The organism is Streptomyces sp. GL_148, assembly GCF_057834205.1.
The window spans coordinates 3013116-3031055 of sequence record NZ_CM174396.1 but is presented as its reverse complement, the minus strand read 5'-3'; the positions used below and the strand labels follow the sequence as shown (position 1 = coordinate 3031055).

Below are 17940 nucleotides of genomic sequence, written 5' to 3'. Positions count from 1 at the left end.
ACCCGCGTCGCGCGCGTGCGTACGGCAAAACTCTCGATGTCACGGAAATCCCCCGATAATCCTGACTGCGCTATTTGGTTGAATCGCTGACTTTCGCCGAAGCGGTGCTGATCCGGTCGGCTTCAATGTAGGTCGAGCCATGAGAATCGGTCAAATAGCTTGACTCGTCGACAGCATGGCCGAACGGGGCCAGTCGAGCGCTCCGTTTCGACGGGGCCGATCGGCCGGCCGCGGCAGGAACCTGCACCGCGGACGTGAATTGAGGCACTCGACTTCTGCTTGAGGTGCGCTGGGTGACGGCTCGATGACGCTCTGTGGTCGACCTCGTCCACTTGCGGTCAGCCTCGAGGTGGCGAGTCCGGTCGCTACCTACGATGCGCAGGTGACCACAGTTTCTGTACCCACTTCACCGGCCATCAGCGCCTTTACACCCTTAAGGCGAGATCCCGCGGATGTCCTGCTGTGGTGGTGGAGCCTTCCGGCCGAGCCGTGCGACGCGGATGATGCGGCGTTGCTCAGCAGCGCCGAGCTCGCCCGTGCGCGACGCTACAAGTCGCCTCGAAAGGCGGCCGAGTTCATCCGCTGCCGTGTGGTCATACGGCGTATCCTTTCCGGCCTGCTGGAGGTTCCGCCGGAGCGTCTGGAGCTCGGTCGCAGGCCGTGTCCGGAATGCGGAGCAGAGGAACACGGTCCACCCGCCATTCTTCGTCCGGAATCCGGATTCAGTATCAGCATTTCCCATGCGGCGGGGTTGGGGATGCTGGCGCTCGCCCCATTCCCGGTCGGAATTGACGTGGAGTCGAACAAGGAAATCCCCGTCGGGGAACTGGCCGACGTGGCGTTGACCGAGCGCGAGCGCGAGGCCGTGCTGTCCCTGGCGCCCGGCCCCGGCCGAACCCGCGCGTTCCTGCGCTGCTGGACGCGCAAGGAGGCCGTACTCAAGGCCGTCGGGACCGGAATCACCTCCAACCTCAATGCGCTGGAGAGCCACGCCTGGCGACCGGGTCCGGCCGAGATGACCACAACCGGCCTGGGTGCGCCAGCCGCTTGGTGGGTGGCTGACGCCGAGGTGCCGGCCGGGTGGACGGCGTCGGTAGCCCTGCCCGCCGCGGTTGCGGGCAGCTCCCGCGGAAGCGTCACCTCGCAGCGCTACGAGCACTGACCTGCGCTCGGCTCGCCGACGGCGAGCTCCCCTACCTCCCCGACTGCCCTCATATCCACGGCGGCCACAGGCCTGCCGTCCCTCAAGGAGACGGAGACAACGGTGGAATCCGTGCACCCCGCACCCCCCTCTGACGTGCAGACCATCGCCGGTCTGCTGCTCCGCGCCGCCGACGAGCACGCCGGATCCGGCATCCGCTACTGCCCCGGCTCCGCCGACGCTCCCCCTCAGGACCAGAGCCACGCCGAACTCCTGGCCGACGCCCAGCGCGTGCGCGCCGGGCTGCGGGCCCGGGGCCTGCGCCCCAAGGACAAGGTGATCCTGCTCCTGGAGCGGCCCAGGGAGTTCATCGCGGCATTCTGGGGCGCGGTCCTCGGGGGGTACGTGCCCTGCCCGATGTCCCCGCTGAAGGGCGACGCCGACCGCTGGGGCGCCCAGCTCGGCCATGCATACTCCTTGCTGGAAGACCCCCTGGTCGTCACCACCCGGGCACTGGCGGCCGAGCTGCCGGCGGCGGCGGGCCTGACGGTCGCCGAGTTCGAGGGACTCGCCGCCGGGCCGGCCGGGGACGAGCCCGCCGCCGAGCCGGCCCACGTCGCCCACCCGCAGGATCCGGCCGTTCTCGTGATGACCTCCGGCTCGACGGGCGCCGGGAAGGCAGTCGTCCTCACGCACGCCAACCTGCTCGCCGCGATGGCAGCCAAGAACGCCCACCACCGGCTCACCGCGGCCGACACCACCCTGAACTGGGTCTCCTTCGACCACGTGGCCGCACTGCTGGAGTGCCACCTGCTCCCGTTGGCCCACGGAGCCCGGCAGGTGCACGCCGAGCCCCAGGCCGTCCTCGGCGACCCCCTGGAATTCCTGCGGCTCGTCTCGCGGCACGGCGTCAGCGTCACGTTCACCCCGAACTTCCTGCTGGGCCTGCTCAACGCGGCGGCCGGCGGACTGCACACCGGCCCGGCCGAGGACGGTGAGCCGCCGCTCGACCTGAGCCGTCTGCGGCACATCGTCAGCGGCGGCGAGGCCGTGGTGACCGCGACCGGCGAGGAGTTCCTCGACCGCTTCGCCCCGTACGGGCTGCGCCGCGGGGCCCTGTGGCCCGCCTTCGGCATGACCGAAACCTGTGCCGGAAGCGTGTACTCCCAGGAATTTCCCCAGGCGGACCGCCGGCAGGAGTTCGCCTCCCTGGGTACGCCCGTCCCGGGGCTGCGCCTGCGCATCGCCGACCCGCGGGACCCCTCGGGCACCCGGGAGGTGCCGGAGGGCCGGGCGGGCGAGCTCCAGTTCAGCGGCCCCATGGTGACGCCGGGCTACTACCGCAACGAGGTCGCCACCCGCGACGCCCGCACGGCCGACGGCTGGTTCCGCAGCGGCGATCTGGGCCGCCTCGACGAGGCGGGCCGGCTGACTCTCGTCGGCCGGAGCAAGGACAGCGTCATCGTCAACGGCGTCAACTACTTCAGCCACGAGATCGAGACCGTGCTGGAGGGCCTGGACGGGGTGGCCCCCTCCTACGTGGCGGCCTTCCCGACCCGCTCCGCCGGCAGCGACACCGAACAGCTGGTGATCGCCTTCCACGCGGAGGTCCCGGAGGGCGACGAGACCGCGCTGTACCGGCTGATGACCGCCGTGAGCAGCGGAGTCGTGCTGCACTGGGGCTTCCGCCCGGCCATCGTCCTGCCGCTGCCCAAGGACGCCTTCCCCAAGACCAGCCTCGGCAAGATCCAGCGCAGCCTCATGCGAGGACGGCTGGAGTCCGGCGCGTACGGCAGCGTGGTACGGCTCCGCGACGAGCTCACCGCACGCATGCTCGGCGGACACGAGGCGCCCGTCGGCGAGGCCGAGACCGCCCTCGCGGAGATCTACGCGGAGATGTTCGACACCGATCCGTCCGCGATCAGCGCCACCGCCGGCTTCTTCGATCTCGGCGGCACGTCGCTGGACGTGCTCCAGTTGCGCAGCAAGGTCATGCGGCGGTTCGGCATCCCCGAGCTGGAGCTCGTCACCATCCTGAAGGCGCCCACCGTCCGGGCCCTCGCCGCCCGGCTGACCGCCCCCGCCGCGCTGCCGGGGGAGGCCGACACCGCCTACGACCCGGTCGTGTCGATGCAGACCGGCGGAACCAAGACCCCGCTGTTCTGCGTCCACCCCGGCGTGGGTGAGGTTCTCGTCTTCGTCAACCTCGCCAAGTACTTCGTAGGTGACCGGCCGTTCCACGCCTTGCGGGCCCGCGGCTTCAATGAGGGAGAGAAGCCGTTCGCCACGTTCGAGCAGATGGTGGACAGCTACGTGGCGGCCGTACGTGCCCGCCAGCCGCATGGCCCGTACGCCCTGGCCGGGTACTCCTTCGGGGCGGCCGTGGCCTTCGAGATGGCCAAGATCCTGGAGGCCGAGGGCGAGCGCGTCGACTTCCTCGGCAGCTTCAACCTGCCTCCGCACATCAAGTACCGCATGGAGGAGCTGGACTTCGCCGAGACGGCCGTCAATCTGGCCTTCTTCCTGGCCCTGATAGACAAGCGCCAGTCGCTGGAACTGCCCGCGGTGCTGCGGGGCCTGCCCCGGGAGGAGCAGCTCCGGCGGCTCCTGGAGGCCGCCCCGCCGCAGCGGCTGGCCGAACTGGACCTGAACCTGGGGCGGTTCAGTGCCTGGGCCGAGCTGGCCGACCGGCTCACCGACCTCGGGCGGGGTTTCGAGCCGGAGGGCACGGTGCGGTCCATGGCCGTGTTCCACGCGCACCCGCTGCGCGGCACCCGGAAGAAGTGGCTCGACACCGAGCTGCGCCGCTGGGACGAGTACACGACCGAGGAGAACACGTACGTCGAGGTGCCCGGCGAGCACTACACCTTGATGGGTCCCCGGCATGTGGCCGCCTTCCAGGCCATTTTGCGCCGGGAGCTGGACCGGGCCATGGCAGAGGGGGACCGGGCCGCCGTGGCCCGGGCCGCAGCACAGGAACAGGGGAGAGAGAGCAAGTGATCGACGGGGAGCCGATGAAGGGCAAGAAGATTCTGGTCACCGGTGGCACCGGGCAGGTGGCCCGGCCGGTGGCGGAGGCCCTGGCGGAGCACAACGAGGTGTGGTGCATCGGCCGGTTCGCCGCGCCCGGTGTCGAGCACGAGCTGACGGGGCAGGGCATCACCACGTGGCGCTGGGACATGGACGACCTCTCCGGTGACGCGCTCAAGGGGCTGCCGGAGGACTTCACGCACGTCATCCACTCCGCCGTGCGTCGTGGTGACGACGGAGACTTCAACGCGGTGGTGGAGGTCAACTCCACGGCCACGGGACGGCTGATGAACCACTGCCGGACGGCGGACGCCTTCCTGTACGTGTCCACCGGAGCGCTCTACGCCCGGCAGAGCCTGGACCACCTGTACACCGAGACCGATCCGGTCGACGGCGTCGCCGACTGGCTCCCGGCCTACCCCGTCGGCAAGATCGCCACCGAGGGAACGGTCCGGGCCTTCGCCCAGGTGCTCGGGCTGCCGGCCACGATCGCCCGGCTGAACATCGCGTACGGCCCCGGCGGCTACGGCGGCGTCCCGATGCTGTACTTCCAGCGGATGCTCGCGGGCCAGCCCATCCCCGTACCGCTCACCGGCCAGAACTGGCTCTCGCCGCTGTACACCGACGACCTGGTGGCCCAGGTGCCGCAGCTGTGGCGGGCCGCGTCCGTCCCCTCGACGCTGGTCAACTGGGGCGGCGACGAGTCGGTCGGAATGACCGACTGCGTGCGCTACCTGGAGGAGCTGACCGGCATCGAGGCGAAGCTGGTGCCCAGTGAGGTGACTCGGGAGACGTACAGGTTCGACCCGGCCCGCCGCCTGGAACTCACGGGCCCCTGCCGGATCGGCTGGCGCGAGGGCATCCGCCGCACGCTTGAATCCCTGTACCCCCAGCACCTCGTCCGCCGGTGAAGGGCGCACTCCTGTCCCCGGTCCCTGCCCAGGCCCCGACCCTGGTCCAGAACACCACTACCACCGCCCACCTGGACGTCATCCACGCCGCATACCGGGCCTTCCGCAGCCGTGACGTGGACGCGCTGCTGGCGAACTTCGACCCCGACATCGAGTGGGTCCACCCCGAGGGCATGGCACGGTACGGACTGGGCGGCGTCCGCCGCGGTCACGCCGGGGTCCTGGCCTTCCTGGCCCGCGTGCCGAGCGTCATCGCGGGGATGCGGCTGGAGCCGGAGGAGTTCGTGGCGGCCGGCGACCGCGTGGTGGTTCTCGGCCACCGGCAGGTGACCTCCCTGCACGGCCACACGCAGACTCTGGGCTTCGTCCATTCCTGGACCCTGCGCGACGGCAAGGCCGTCCGGATGGAGGACGTCTTCGACACGGTCCTGTTCCACCGGCTGATAGAGGGCGACCCGGTGGCGTCCGCCTGACACGTGAGGCGGCTCCCCTCCGTCGCTGACGGAAGGGAGCCGCCGGTTTCGCGGTGGGCTTCAGCAGGTCACGAGGCCCTGGAACTTGTACTGGCCGGCCGTGATGGCGGGGACGATCGTCTTCATGTAAACCGCCTGCTGGCCGGGCTGGAGTTCGTAACAGGTGGGCTCCGGCGTGAAGGTGTAGTTGAAGGACGACCTGACGCGCTGGACGTCCGCACAATTGTTGGTCATCTCGGTGCGGAGAAAACCGAAGAAGTTGTTGGCCCAGTAGACGGAGTTGACGCAGCTCGGCGCGGGCTGGCCCACGACCGCCACGACCTGTTCACTCTGCGTGGCGGCACCGGCCGGGCCCGCTCCGAAGACCACGGCGCCGGTGATGGCGGCACCGACGGCTGCCCAGGCAATCTTGCGCATGTTGGGTTCCTCTCGTTGCTTTCAAGACGCCTTCATCCAAGAGGGCCGGGACAGACGCCTCAATACCGTATGAAAATTTCAAATGCCGGTATACGACTCGAAAACAGCCCAGTCGGACGGTGCCGGATCCGGAGCAGGGCCCGTGCGGGCTTACGCCGTCGCTACGGCGTCGGCGCTAAAGTGCCCTGACCTGCACGAAAGCCCTCCGCGAGGGAGGGCTTCGGGGTGGGACGGGAAGAGTGCCCCCGGCAGGACTCGAACCTGCGGCCAAGTGCTTAGAAGGCACCTGCTCTATCCACTGAGCTACGGGGGCCGGAAGGTGGCCGTGGTGGCCTGGAGCCCCTGGGTGGGGGTGGGGCTTTGGTCCGTGCCGGGTCAAGGATAGGGCTCCGGTTGCCTTGTCCCGGTTGCTTCGCTCGCGTGCCACGATGTGGAGGTTCGGTGAAGCGGTCCCGATAATCGCAGGCAGGTGCGATTCTCGCACCGCTTTTGCGCCGTGGCGCCCTGGGCGTTGTGTACTCGTTATGCCTGCGCCCCACTCGTCCGCTGTGTCCGGGATGTGCCGCCGGAGTAGCGCTCGGCGCGCAGAGGACGTATAAGCTTCAAAAATGCTCCTAAATTGGGCATTCTTCGCATGTGGTGACCTTGGATGTTCGGCCTCAGCTGCTCGATGCCCTGTCCGCCCTGCGCGACCGGGTCGCGTCCGTGCGTCTGCCGCTGCCCCTGCCCGGCGCCCCCCGCGCCCGCCAGACCAGAGCGGAGCTGCTCGCGCAGCTCGACGACTATCTCGTACCCCGGCTGAAGGCGCCGGAGGCGCCGCTGCTCGCCGTCGTCGGCGGGTCCACCGGGGCCGGTAAGTCCACCCTCGTCAACTCCCTCGTGGGGCGCCAAGTGAGTGAAGCCGGGGTACTCCGGCCCACGACGCGCACCCCCGTCCTCGTCTGCCATCCGGATGACCACCACTGGTTCGCCGGGGTGCGGGTGCTGCCCGATCTGATGCGGGTCTGGGCCCCCCAGGACGACGAGGACACCCCCGCGTCCGCCCGGAAGCCCCACCGGGGCGGCAACCACGGGCACGGGTACCCGCCCGCCACCCGCGAGGTGCGGATCGAGACCGTCTCCACCCTGCCCCGCGGCCTCGCCATCCTCGACGCCCCCGACATCGACTCCCTCGTGGTCGACAACCGGACGCTCGCAGCCCAGCTCATCTGCGCCGCGGACGTCTGGGTGATGGTCACCACCGCCTCGCGGTACGCCGACGCCGTGCCCTGGCACCTCCTGCGCACCGCCAAGCAGTACAAGGCCACCCTCGTCACCGTCCTCGACCGGGTCCCGCACCAGGTGCTCGCCGAGGTCTCCCGGCAGTACGGCGCCCTGCTGACGCGGGCCGGGCTCGGCGAGGTGCCCCGGTTCACGGTTCCCGAGCTGCCCGAATCGGCCGGCGGGGGCGGGCTGCTGCCCGCCAGCGCCGTGGCCCCGCTGTTCGCCTGGCTCGCACACCACGCTCAGGACCCGGCCGCCCGCCAGTACGCCGTCGGGCGCACCGCGCTCGGCGCGCTCGACTCCCTCGGGCGCCGGATGCCGGAGCTCGCCTCGGCCGTCGCGGCCCAGCACGCCGCCGCCGTACGGCTGACCTTCGCCGTCGAGGACGCCTACAAGCGGGAGGGCAAGCGGGTCCGGGGCCGCCTGGACCGGGGCGCCGTACTCGCCGGGGACGCGCTGACCCGCTGGCGCGGCTACCCGCTCGACACCAGCGCCGACGAACTGCTCGACTCCCTCGCGGAATCCCTCGCGGCGCTGCTCCAGTGCGCCGTCGCCGCCGCCGACGAACGCATCGCGGAGGCCTGGCGGCGCGAGCCCGCCGCGGGCGCCGTGTCCCTGCCCGCCCCCGACCGGGAGGCGGCGGAACGTATCGGCATGGCCGTACGCCGCTGGCGGCGCGTGCTGGAGGAACTCGCCGAGGAAGAGGTCGCGGCGCTCGACAAGCAGCCCGCGCCCCACCCCGACGGGGTCGCCGCCCTGCTGGTCGCGGCCCTCCTCGGCGGCAAGCGGGCCCGGCCGGCCGGGGAGAAGCTCGCCGAACGGATCGGCGTACAGGCCGCCGTACGCCTGCGAGACCGCGGCGGCGAGCTCGTCGCCGAGCACCTCGACCAGGTGCTGCGGGCCGAACGCGACCGCCGCCTCGCCCCGATCGAAGCGCTCGAAGTGAGTCCCGAACCCCAGGCCGAGCTGATCGCCGCGCTGTCCGTACTGCAGAAGGAGAGGTGACGCGGTGACCGCCCTGACCGACCGCACCGACGACCGCTGGGACGACGGACTGATCGCCCGCTCGCGCCCCCGGACGAGCGAGGACGACTGGCCCGCGAGCGGTGACGAGGAGGGCGACGAAGCACTCGTACGGGCGGTTTCCGGCGCCGGAAGCGACGGCGGCAAGGCCCCCGCGCCCCCGCTCAGCCCCGAGGCGCAGGCCCTGCGCGTCCGCCTCGACGCGCTGCGCCAGCTCATCGGGCTGTCCCGGACCAGGATCCTCGACGGAAAGACCCTCGCCGAAGCCGGACGTGTGCTCGACGAAGCGGCCGCGCGCCGCGGGCTGTCGGCGCAGCACACCGTCGTCGCCATCGCCGGAGCCACCGGAAGCGGCAAGTCCACCCTCTTCAACGCACTCGCCGGGGTACAGATCTCCGAGACGGGACTGCGCAGGCCGACGACCGCCGCACCCATCGCGTGCAGCTGGTCCGACGGCGCCGCGGGACTGCTGGACCGCCTCGAGATCCCCGGACGGCTGCGCCGCCGCCCCCGCGAGACCTCGGAGGCCGAGGTGCTGCGCGGCATGGTCCTCGTCGACCTGCCGGACCTGGACTCGGCCGTCGGAGCCCACCGCGACCACGTGGACCGGGTCCTGGCCCTGGTCGACGCGGTGGTGTGGGTGGTGGATCCGGAGAAGTACGCGGACGCCGTCCTGCACGAGCGGTACCTGCGCCCGCTGGCCGGGCACGCCGAGGTCACCTTCGTCGTGCTGAACCAGGTGGACCGGCTGCCCGGGGAATCCGCCGATCTCGTCCTGGACGACCTGCGCCGGCTCCTCGACGACGACGGGATCGCGCTCGGCGAACACGGCGAGCCCGGAGCCACCGTCATCGGACTTTCCGCCCTTACGGGTGAAGGCGTCGGGGAACTGCGCGAGATGCTCGGACAGTTCACCCAGGAGAAGGGCGCCGCGACCCGCCGCATCTCCGCCGATGTCGACAAGGCCGCGGCCCGACTGCGGCCGCTCTACGTGGCCGACGGCCACCCCGGGCCGGAGATCGGGGAGACCGCGCGCGCCGAGTTCGAGGACCGGCTCGCCGAAGCGGTCGGCGCGTACGCGGCCGGGCTCGCCGCCGAGCGGGCCTGGCGGCGCAACGCCGGAAAGGCCTGCGGCACCCCGTGGCTGCGCCTGTGGCGGTGGTACGAGAGCCGGCGCTCCCCGCGCTCGCTGGCCGGTCTCGCCGCCCTGGCGGCGATCGGGCGTTCCCCGGCGGCCTCCGAGCCGCCGGTCGAGGAAGAGGTGACGGCCCGCCAGCGGGTGGAACAGGCCGTACGGACCGTCGCCGACGAGGCGGTCCGGGGCCTGCCCGACCCCTGGGCACAGGCCGTACGGGAGACCGCGGTCCGCGGAGCCGAAGGGCTGCCCCAGGCGCTGGACGAGATCGCGGTGACCCTCGGCCCGGCGGTCGCGGTGCCCAGCGCCCGGCCGCCGCGCCCCTCGTGGTGGCCGGCGGCGGTCCTGGCACAGGCGGCCATGACCCTGCTCCAGATCTTCGGCGGGCTGTGGCTGGCCGGGCAGATCGTCGGGGTCCTCGAGCCGAGCCTGATGCCGCCGGTCCTGTTGATGGTGGCCGGGATCATCGGCGGACCGCTGGTGGAGTGGGCCTGTTCGATCGGGGCCCGGGGGCCGGCGCGGCGCTACGGGCAGGACGCGGAGCGGCGGCTGCGGCAGGCCGCGGCCGGCTGCGGGCGGGCCCGGGTACTGGAACCGGTCGCGGCCGAGCTGCTGCGCTACCGGGAGGTGCGCGAGCAGTACGCGACGGTGGCGAAGTTGTCCACAACCCGTCAGTAGTCCACAGCCTCCGGCGGGTTCCGGCGGCCCCGGCCAGCATGGTCGTACCCCGTGCGGATGGTCCGGGCGGGTACGGAACGCGGGTCGGGCGGCGCGTGGTCGAGCGCGCCGCCGGGCCCCGGAAGGACGGCCGGGATGAATGACACCCAGGTGACGCTGGTGGGCTACGTGGCCACGCAGATCGACTACAAGGACACGGCGAGCGGCCCGGCGGCCCGGTTCCGCTTCGCGGTCACCCCGAGGTTCTACGACCGCAAGAAGGAGACCTGGGCGGACGCGCCCACCAGCTTCTACACGGTGTGGGCCCGGCGCGGCCTCGCCGTGAACCTCGCCGGATCCGTTTCCGTCGGTGAACCACTGGTGGTCCACGGAAGGCTGCGGGTGCGGGAGGACCCGCCCGACGGGGAGGGCAACCGGTGGTTCTCGGCGAACATCGACGCGACCGCCATCGGGCACGACCTGAACCGCGGCACGGCCGCCTTCCGGCGGGTCGTCAGGACGGACGTGCCGCTGATGGGCAATCAGAAGGCGGCGGTGGTCTGAGTGTTCGAGGAGGCTAGGATTCCCCGGTACTCACGGGCACCTGGGCCTTCGGCCCGAAGGGGAAGACTGTGTCGATTGCCGTTCCCGCACCCTCCACTCCTGCCGCCGCCGGCGCTGCTCCCGCCGGCGCCCCGGGCGGTGTTCCGGTTCCCGCTGCTGCCGCGCAGCCCTGCGACGCACCGGCGACGCGCACCACGGTCGCCGCGGCCATACGGGGCTCCGTGCGGCGGCCGATCGCGCTGGCCCTGCTCGCCGCCGCGCTGGCCGGGGCCCCGGGTGCGGTGGCCGCCGCCGACGCCGGTCCGGCCGCACCCCGGACGCCGGAAGGAGCGAGCGCCGTCCTGGACGGGCTGAAGACCTACGGGCAGGCCGTCCTGCACGGCACGGACGGAACCGTGCGGCAGATCCCGGCGGGCCTGTACGAGATGCGGGTCGACGGTGGCGGCATGCTCCAGACGTACGGAGTCGGCGTCACGGGCGCCGCGCAGCCCCAGGCCCGGTTCACGGAGATCGGGTGGAAGGGCACGCCGCTCGCGGAGAAGGGCGACGCGGGCCGGATCCGCTGGGTACTGGAGCACTCCTACCCCCAGCTGAACGACCTGGCCGGGCTCGCCAAGGCGGCCGGAGCGGCGGCGCTCACGGCGGAGAGCGCCGCGGCCGGGACCCAGGTGGCCATCTGGCGGCTGGCCGAGGGCGTTTCCGTGGAGGCCGTCGACCCGGCGGCGGAGAAGCTCGCCGACTACCTCCAGCGGGAGGCGCGGCGGCTGCCCGAACCGCCGGCGTCACTCGCGGTGGATCCCGGCGAGGTGTCGGGGCCGCTGGGTACCCGGATCGGGCCGGTCACCGTGCGGACGGGCGCGCAGAGCGTGAGCGTGACCCCGGACGCGGCGGCCGTGGCCATGGGGGTGCGGGTGGTGGACGCCCGGGGCCTGCCGGTCACCTCCGCCGTCAACGGCGGCAAGCTGTTCTTCGAGGTACCGGAGGGGACACCCGACGGCAGCGCCGAGGTCACCCTCCGCGGGTCCACCCGGGTGCCGGTCGGCCGGGTCTTCACCAGCGGGGTCCCGGCGCAGGTCCAGATCGTGGCCGGCTCCAGCGAGTCCGCCGCCGTGGCCACGGCGACGGCGAAGTGGCGGCACCCCGCCGCCCAGCCGGCCGACGGCGCGGCGCCGCACGGGGCGATGGCCGCGCCGGGCGCGGCGGGCGAGCAGGGCGCGACGGGCGCGCAGGGACCGATGGGTGCCCTGGGCGCCCAAGGCGCCCTGTCGGAGTCTTCGTCTTCCCCGGCCGGGGATCCGGACACCTCGCAGGAGCGGCTGGCCGCCAGCGGCAGCTCGGCGGCCACCCCGGTGATCGCCTCCCTGGCGGTGGGCCTGGTCGTCCTGGGCGGCCTGGTCGTCCTCCTCCTGCGCAAGCGCCCCCTGGAAGACGGCCCCGGCCCGGAACGGTCGGCGGAACCGGAGTAGGACGCACGCGGGAGCCTGGGCTCCTGCTCTGGGGCCCTGGTTCGGATGCGGGGGTTCGGGTAGGGACAAGGGATGGCCGATCAAGAGCTGACCTGGCGGGGCGCGGTCGCACGAGGGGACCGGTGGCTGTTCGACGTGGTGGCCCGGCGGCATTGGCCGGGGGCCGACCGGGTGCTGCCGCGGCTCGGGCGGGCCGCGAACCACGGGCTGCTGTGGGGCGGGGCCGCCGTCGGGATCGCCGTCCTCGGCTCGGCCGGGGCCCGCAAGGCGGCCGTGCGCGGGGCCGCGTCGCTGGCACTGGCCTCCGCGACCATCAACACCGTCGGCAAATGGTCCGTGCGCAGGCAGCGCCCGGTGCTGGACGGGGTTCCCGCCGTGCGGCAGCTCGCCATGCAGCCGCGGACCACCTCCTTCCCCTCGGGGCACGCCGCGTCGGCGTTCGCCTTCACCGCCGGAGTGGCGCTGGAATCCCCGGTCTGGGGCGCCGCACTGGCCCCGGTCGCCGCCTCCGTCGCCTTCTCCCGCGTGTACACCGGGGTCCACTACCCCTCGGACGTGCTCGCGGGCGCCGCGTTCGGGGTCGCGGCCGGATTCGTCGTGCGCCGCCTCACCCGGGACGCCGTGGAGGCCCGGATCGCGCCGGGCGACGAGCGGGCCGCCGCGGGGGCACCCGCGCTGCCCGACGGGGCCGGGCTCACGGTGGTGGTCAACACCGGGTCCGGCACGGCCGCCACGGCGGGCCTCGACGTACTGCGGGAACGGCTGCCGAAGGCCGAGCTCATCCTGTGCGAGGGCCCGGAGCTCGCCGCCGAACTGGCCTCGGCCGCCGAGCGGGCCACCGTGCTCGGCGTGTGCGGCGGCGACGGCACGGTCAACGCCGCCGCCACCGCCGCGCTGCGCGCCGGGATCCCCCTGGCGGTGTTCCCCGGCGGCACGCTCAACCACTTCGCGCTCGACCTCGGCCTCGTGGGCTGCGAGGACACCTGCCGGGCCGTGGCGGCCGGCCACGCCGTCCACATCGGCGTCGGCCGCTTCACCCCGGGCCCCGGCCCCGACCCCGAGGACACCAGGGCCGGGTACTTCCTGAACAACTTCAGCATCGGGGCCTACCCCGAGCTGCTCGGCCACCGGCTCCGCTGGGCCCCCCGGATCGGCGGCGGCCCCGCCGCCCTCCTGGCGGCCTGGCGGGTGCTGCGCGCCGAGCGCCCGGTACGGCTCAAGCTCGCCGGGAAGCCGCGCAGCGTCTGGCTGCTCTTCGCGGGCAACGGCACCTACCAGGGCACGGGCCCGGCTCCCCGCTACCGCAAGAGCCTGGGCGAGGGCCTGCTCGACGTCCGGCTCGTCCACGGCGGCGGCCGCCCCGGCCCCCGCCTGCTCGCCGCCGCCCTCGCGGGCCCGCTGACCCGCTCCCCGGTCCACGCGGCCACCCGGCTGCGCAGCCTGCGCCTCGGCGACATTCCCGCCGGCACCCCGCTCGCCTACGACGGCGAATACGCCCAGGCCCCCACGGCCCTGGTCCTGGACGACCTCCCGGACGCCCTCACGGTCTACCGCCCCCGCTGAGGCACGGCAGCCCCGCCCGGCCGCGCCGGAACCGCCGTCCAGCCCCGCCCGTCCCCGCCCGTCCCCGCCGCGCCCCGCCCCGGCCGGCAGCCGTCACGGCCCCGGGGGCAGGACGGGCGGGGACGGCGGCCGCGCCACCGGAGCGGCGCCAACGCCCAGATCGGCCCGCATCACGCCCCGCATGACGTCGGCGCGCGTCGTGAGCTCGGTGAGACGGGTGTGGATCTCCTCGAAGGAGCCGTCCGGCTGCGGGGTGCCCTCCGCCAGCCGCATCGTGCGGGCGTACGCCCCCGCCATGCCCCGCGTCATGATGTCCAGCTGGGCGAGTACGGCCTCGGAAGCGATCATCTGGGCCTCCGCGAAGGCGGTGTGATGGACGTTGCGGACCTCCTCCAGCGCGGCCCGCTCCTCCGGGGTGACCTGCGACCTGTGGGCGAGCCACAGGAAGGACATGAGGCCGATCCGATAGCGCCGGTACGCGGCGTTCGCCGCCGCGTAGCACTCGCGCCGCCGGGCCAGCTCCGCCAGCTCCTGCTCCCGCAGCCACCGCGTGCGGTCCACACGCTGCTCCCGCTCGAACTGCGCCGCCTGCACCCGCGCCAGCATCCGCTGCGAAAGCACCGTCGCCAGCAAGGTCCCGGCCACGCCGACCACGGCCGCGCCGAGCGCGATCAGTCCGCTGTCCATACGTCCCCCCACCTCGGCCGCAGCCCCCCGGCCGCGTCCTCGTCGATGGCATCCTGCCGTGCGGCACAAGGCCTCGGGGCGGTTTCGCAGACCCCGGTCGGGTGGCCTCGGGGCCGAACGGGTTTCCCCCCGGGGGTGGACCTCAGGCAAGATGGGGTGTATCTGCCCACCCATCGATCTGCCGGACGGTTTCTCTTGGCTGAGTTCATCTACACCATGCGCAAGACGCGCAAGGCGCACGGCGACAAGGTGATTCTTGATGACGTCACCCTGAACTTCCTGCCCGGCGCGAAGATCGGTGTGGTCGGCCCGAACGGCGCCGGTAAGTCCACCGTCCTCAAGATCATGGCGGGGCTGGAGCAGCCGTCCAACGGCGAGGCCTACCTGTCTCCCGGCTTCACCGTCGGCATCCTCATGCAGGAGCCGAAGCTCGACGAGTCCAAGACGGTCCTGGAGAACGTCCAGGACGGCGCGGCCGACATCATGTCGAAGCTGAAGCGCTTCAACGAGGTCGCCGAGGAAATGGCGACCGACTACACCGACGCGCTGCTGGACGAGATGGGCAAGCTCCAGGAAGTCCTGGACCACGCCAACGCCTGGGACCTCGACGCCCAGCTCGAGCAGGCCATGGACGCCCTGGGCTGCCCGCCCGGCGACTGGCCCGTCACCAACCTCTCCGGTGGCGAGAAGCGTCGCGTCGCGCTCTGCAAGCTGCTGATCGAGGCCCCGGACCTGCTCCTCCTCGACGAGCCCACCAACCACCTCGACGCCGAGTCGGTGAACTGGCTGGAGCAGCACCTTTCGCAGTACAAGGGCGCCGTCGTGGCCGTCACCCACGACCGGTACTTCCTGAACAACGTCGCCGAGTGGATCCTCGAGCTCGACCGAGGCCGCGCCCACCCGTACGAGGGCAACTACTCCACCTACCTGGAGAAGAAGGCCACCCGTCTCAAGGTCGAGGGCCGCAAGGACGAGAAGCGCCAGAAGCGCCTCAAGGAAGAGCTCGAGTGGGTGCGGTCCAACGCCAAGGGGCGTCAGACCAAGTCCAAGGCCCGCCTCGCCCGCTACGAGGAGATGGCCGCCGAGGCGGACAAGATGCGGAAGCTGGACTTCGAGGAGATCCAGATCCCGCCGGGCCCGCGTCTGGGCTCGATCGTGGTCGAGGTCAACAACCTCTCCAAGGCGTTCGGTGACAAGGTCCTGGTCGACGACCTGTCCTTCACGCTGCCGCGCAACGGCATCGTCGGCATCATCGGCCCGAACGGCGCCGGCAAGACCACGCTCTTCAAGATGCTCCTGGGCCTGGAGGCGCCGGACTCCGGCGCCGTCAAGATCGGCGAGACCGTCAAGATCTCGTACGTCGACCAGAGCCGCGCCAACATCGACCCCAAGAAGTCCCTGTGGGCCGTCGTGTCGGACGAGCTGGACTACATCAACGTCGGCCAGGTCGAGATGCCGTCGCGCGCGTACGTCAGCGCCTTCGGCTTCAAGGGTCCGGACCAGCAGAAGGCCGCCGGCATCCTGTCCGGTGGTGAGCGCAACCGCCTCAACCTGGCGCTGACGCTCAAGGAGGGCGGCAACCTGCTGCTCCTCGACGAGCCCACCAACGACCTCGACGTCGAGACCCTGTCCTCGCTCGAGAACGCGCTCCTGGAGTTCCCGGGTGCGGCCGTGGTCATCTCCCACGACCGCTGGTTCCTGGACCGAGTCGCCACGCACATCCTGGCGTACGAGGGCGAGTCCAAGTGGTACTGGTTCGAGGGCAACTTCGAGTCGTACGAGAAGAACAAGGTCGAGCGGCTCGGCGCGGACGCGACCCGTCCGCACCGTGCCACGTACAAGAAGCTCACCCGAGGCTGAGGGCCGGGGAAACGGGCCATGGCCAGACACCACTACCGATGCCCCCTCCGCTGGGCGGACATGGATGCCTTCGGGCACGTCAACAACGTCGTCTTCCTCCGCTATCTGGAGGAGGCGCGGATCGACTTCATGTTCCGCCTCGCGCCGGGGGAGGGCAGTGAGTCCTTCACGGGCGGCTCCGTCGTGGCCCGTCACGAGATCGACTACAAGCTGCCCCTCGTGCACCGTCACGAGCCGGTCCTCATCGAATCCTGGGTGACCCGGATAGGCGCCGCGTCCCTGACCATCCGCTACGAGGTCAAGGACGAGGCGACCGAGGACGCGCCCGAGACGGTGTACGTGCGCGCCGAGACCGTGGTCGTGCCCTACAACCTCGCCGAGGGGCGGCCCCGCCGCATCACGGCCGAGGAGAAGCTCTTCCTCCAGGAGTACCTGGACGAGCCGAAGGCACGGCCCAAGACCGGAGCCGGTGCTCCTGCCGGGGGCATCGCGGCATGAACGAGCAGCTGCACTTCGCCGACTCCGGGGAGGCGGCGGACCTCGCCGCCTTCCTGGGCCGGCTGGTGCACTACGACCGCGCCGCCGCCGTCCGCCTGCAGGTGCAGGCCGGCGGCGGCGCGCTCGCCGTTTTCGGGCGGCCGCCGTCCTTCGACGTGCTGGCCGTCCGCACGGTGCGGCTCGCCGCGCCCCTCTCCGCTCCGCTCGACCTGACCGTCTCGGCCGGGGAGCTGCTGGAGTCCGTGGACGAGGGCGAGCGGGCCGGCGCCGTCGTCCCCGCGGCCGTCACCGGACCGCCCTGGGCGGGCGTGCTCCCGCCCCGTGGCGGCTGGACCCCGGTGCCGGGGCTGCCCGGGCCCGAGGCGATGGCCAAGGCCCTGGCGGCCGCCGTCGCCGAGTTCCGGGCCCGCGACGAGGCCCTGCCCCCGCAGCACCGGACCCGCTCCGAGCGCGACCGCATCGGCCGCGAGATCTGGTCCCGCACGCTGGGGGACACCGAACTTCCGCTGCGCGCCGTGCACGCCGCGCAGTCCCTGGGCTTCCTGCGGCCCGTACGGTCCACCGTGCCCGCCGCGCCCACCCCGCCCGGCGCCCCCGAGCCCGTGGCGCTGTTCGCCTCCGGGGGCTGGCTGCGGCTGCGCACCCCGTACGGGTCCGTGGCCACGCGCCGCCCGGGCGGCCTCGGCACCCTGCTCGTCCGGCCGGTCTAGCCGGCCGCGCCGTACGGGATCCCGTACGGGCTAGCCCGCGGTGTTGATCATCGATGCGGCGGCGTACGTCAGGTACCGCCACAGCTGCGCCTCGTGCTCCGGCGCGAGGGCCAGCTCGTCCACCGCCACCCGCATGTGGGCCAGCCACGCGTCGTGCGCGGCGGCGTCCACCTGGAAGGGCGCGTGCCGCATGCGCAGGCGCGGGTGGCCGCGGTTCTCGCTGTAGGTGTTCGGGCCGCCCCAGTACTGCATCAGGAACAGTGCGAACCGCTCCTCGGCGGGACCGAGGTCCCCCTCCGGGTACATCGGGCGCAGCAGCGGGTCCTCGGCGACCCCCTGGTAGAAGCGGTGGACCAGACGGCGGAAGGTGTCCTCGCCGCCCACCAGTTCGTAGAAAGTCTGCTCCTGGACCGTGCCCCGCGGAATCTCGTTCACCCGACCATCGTCTCAGACGCCCGGACGGAGGACCCCGGTCCTAGGACCCGCTCCTCGGGCCTCCCCCGGGGCCGCGGCGCGGTCGCATCCGGGCGGTGTGCGCAGGA

General features: G+C 72.4%; 15 protein-coding genes and 1 tRNA gene. 12 read left to right on the top strand and 4 right to left on the bottom strand.

The window, feature by feature from the left end:
• Nucleotides 1-382 precede the first annotated feature (382 nt).
• From AC3IYI_RS13930 to AC3IYI_RS13915, 4 genes are all read left to right on the top strand, one after another.
• A complete protein-coding gene (locus AC3IYI_RS13930; RefSeq protein WP_489410476.1) occupies nucleotides 383-1162 on the top strand; it encodes a 4'-phosphopantetheinyl transferase family protein in 780 nt (259 codons plus the stop codon).
• Between the two features lie 102 nt (nucleotides 1163-1264).
• A complete protein-coding gene (locus AC3IYI_RS13925) occupies nucleotides 1265-4141 on the top strand; it encodes an AMP-binding protein (RefSeq protein ID WP_489410475.1) in 2877 nt (958 codons plus the stop codon).
• Nucleotides 4142-4155: 14 nt separating this feature from the next.
• A complete protein-coding gene (locus AC3IYI_RS13920) occupies nucleotides 4156-5082 on the top strand; it encodes an NAD-dependent epimerase/dehydratase family protein (RefSeq protein ID WP_489411526.1) in 927 nt (308 codons plus the stop codon).
• A complete protein-coding gene (locus tag AC3IYI_RS13915; RefSeq protein WP_489410474.1) occupies nucleotides 5079-5555 on the top strand; it encodes a nuclear transport factor 2 family protein in 477 nt (158 codons plus the stop codon). The genes AC3IYI_RS13920 and AC3IYI_RS13915 overlap by 4 nt, the downstream gene beginning before the upstream one ends.
• A 60-nt stretch (nucleotides 5556-5615) precedes the next feature.
• Here the strand turns inward: AC3IYI_RS13915 and AC3IYI_RS13910 are convergent, their stop codons facing one another.
• Entirely contained in the window at nucleotides 5616-5972 is a 357-nt protein-coding gene (locus AC3IYI_RS13910; RefSeq protein ID WP_489410473.1) for a hypothetical protein, read from the bottom strand.
• Nucleotides 5973-6212: 240 nt separating this feature from the next.
• A tRNA-Arg gene (locus tag AC3IYI_RS13905) sits at nucleotides 6213-6285 on the bottom strand.
• A gap of 332 nt (nucleotides 6286-6617) precedes the next feature.
• Here AC3IYI_RS13905 and AC3IYI_RS13900 point away from each other — a divergent pair.
• From AC3IYI_RS13900 to AC3IYI_RS13880, 5 genes are all read left to right on the top strand, one after another.
• Entirely contained in the window at nucleotides 6618-8240 is a 1623-nt protein-coding gene (locus AC3IYI_RS13900) for a dynamin family protein (protein WP_489410472.1), read from the top strand.
• 4 nt (nucleotides 8241-8244) lie between these two features.
• A complete protein-coding gene (locus tag AC3IYI_RS13895; protein WP_489410471.1) occupies nucleotides 8245-10071 on the top strand; it encodes a YfjP family GTPase in 1827 nt (608 codons plus the stop codon).
• Nucleotides 10072-10206: 135 nt separating this feature from the next.
• Nucleotides 10207-10614 carry a single-stranded DNA-binding protein gene (locus AC3IYI_RS13890; RefSeq protein WP_489410470.1) on the top strand — a complete coding sequence of 136 codons (408 nt, stop codon included), beginning with the start codon at nucleotides 10207-10209 and terminating at the stop codon, nucleotides 10612-10614.
• A gap of 68 nt (nucleotides 10615-10682) precedes the next feature.
• Entirely contained in the window at nucleotides 10683-12080 is a 1398-nt protein-coding gene (locus AC3IYI_RS13885; RefSeq protein WP_489410469.1) for a thioester domain-containing protein, read from the top strand.
• Between the two features lie 72 nt (nucleotides 12081-12152).
• The gene (locus AC3IYI_RS13880) at nucleotides 12153-13643 is read left to right on the top strand and encodes a bifunctional phosphatase PAP2/diacylglycerol kinase family protein (RefSeq protein WP_489410468.1); all 1491 of its coding nucleotides are present in this window, start codon (nucleotides 12153-12155) and stop codon (nucleotides 13641-13643) included.
• Between the two features lie 93 nt (nucleotides 13644-13736).
• Here AC3IYI_RS13880 and AC3IYI_RS13875 read toward each other — a convergent pair whose 3' ends face one another.
• Nucleotides 13737-14330 carry a hypothetical protein gene (locus tag AC3IYI_RS13875; RefSeq protein ID WP_489410467.1) on the bottom strand — a complete coding sequence of 198 codons (594 nt, stop codon included), beginning with the start codon at nucleotides 14328-14330 and terminating at the stop codon, nucleotides 13737-13739.
• 195 nt (nucleotides 14331-14525) lie between these two features.
• Here AC3IYI_RS13875 and ettA point away from each other — a divergent pair, with 195 nt between their 5' ends.
• The 3 genes from ettA to AC3IYI_RS13860 are packed head-to-tail and all read left to right on the top strand — an operon-like array spanning nucleotide 14526 to nucleotide 17398.
• Complete coding sequence (gene ettA, locus AC3IYI_RS13870) at nucleotides 14526-16190, top strand: energy-dependent translational throttle protein EttA (RefSeq protein ID WP_489410466.1); 1665 nt, start codon at nucleotides 14526-14528, stop codon at nucleotides 16188-16190.
• An 18-nt stretch (nucleotides 16191-16208) separates the two neighbouring features.
• Nucleotides 16209-16688 carry an acyl-CoA thioesterase gene (locus AC3IYI_RS13865; protein WP_489410465.1) on the top strand — a complete coding sequence of 160 codons (480 nt, stop codon included), beginning with the start codon at nucleotides 16209-16211 and terminating at the stop codon, nucleotides 16686-16688.
• Complete coding sequence (locus tag AC3IYI_RS13860; protein WP_489410464.1) at nucleotides 16685-17398, top strand: DUF8010 domain-containing protein; 714 nt, start codon at nucleotides 16685-16687, stop codon at nucleotides 17396-17398. Before AC3IYI_RS13865 ends, AC3IYI_RS13860 begins: the two co-directional genes overlap by 4 nt.
• A 30-nt stretch (nucleotides 17399-17428) precedes the next feature.
• Here AC3IYI_RS13860 and AC3IYI_RS13855 read toward each other — a convergent pair whose 3' ends face one another.
• A complete protein-coding gene (locus AC3IYI_RS13855) occupies nucleotides 17429-17833 on the bottom strand; it encodes a globin (protein ID WP_243334938.1) in 405 nt (134 codons plus the stop codon).
• Nucleotides 17834-17940: the final 107 nt, after the last annotated feature.

What these genes read in the sequence shown, in the direction of transcription:
- AC3IYI_RS13920 (WP_489411526.1), top strand. Translation starts at nt 4,156, where the DNA reads ATGAAGGGCAAGAAGATTCTGGTCACCGGTGGCACCGGGCAGGTGGCC.
- AC3IYI_RS13910 (WP_489410473.1), bottom strand. Translation starts at nt 5,972, where the DNA reads ATGCGCAAGATTGCCTGGGCAGCCGTCGGTGCCGCCATCACCGGCGCC.
- AC3IYI_RS13890 (WP_489410470.1), top strand. Translation starts at nt 10,207, where the DNA reads ATGAATGACACCCAGGTGACGCTGGTGGGCTACGTGGCCACGCAGATC.
- AC3IYI_RS13880 (WP_489410468.1), top strand. Translation starts at nt 12,153, where the DNA reads ATGGCCGATCAAGAGCTGACCTGGCGGGGCGCGGTCGCACGAGGGGAC.
- AC3IYI_RS13875 (WP_489410467.1), bottom strand. Translation starts at nt 14,330, where the DNA reads ATGGACAGCGGACTGATCGCGCTCGGCGCGGCCGTGGTCGGCGTGGCC.
- AC3IYI_RS13865 (WP_489410465.1), top strand. Translation starts at nt 16,209, where the DNA reads ATGGCCAGACACCACTACCGATGCCCCCTCCGCTGGGCGGACATGGAT.
- AC3IYI_RS13860 (WP_489410464.1), top strand. Translation starts at nt 16,685, where the DNA reads ATGAACGAGCAGCTGCACTTCGCCGACTCCGGGGAGGCGGCGGACCTC.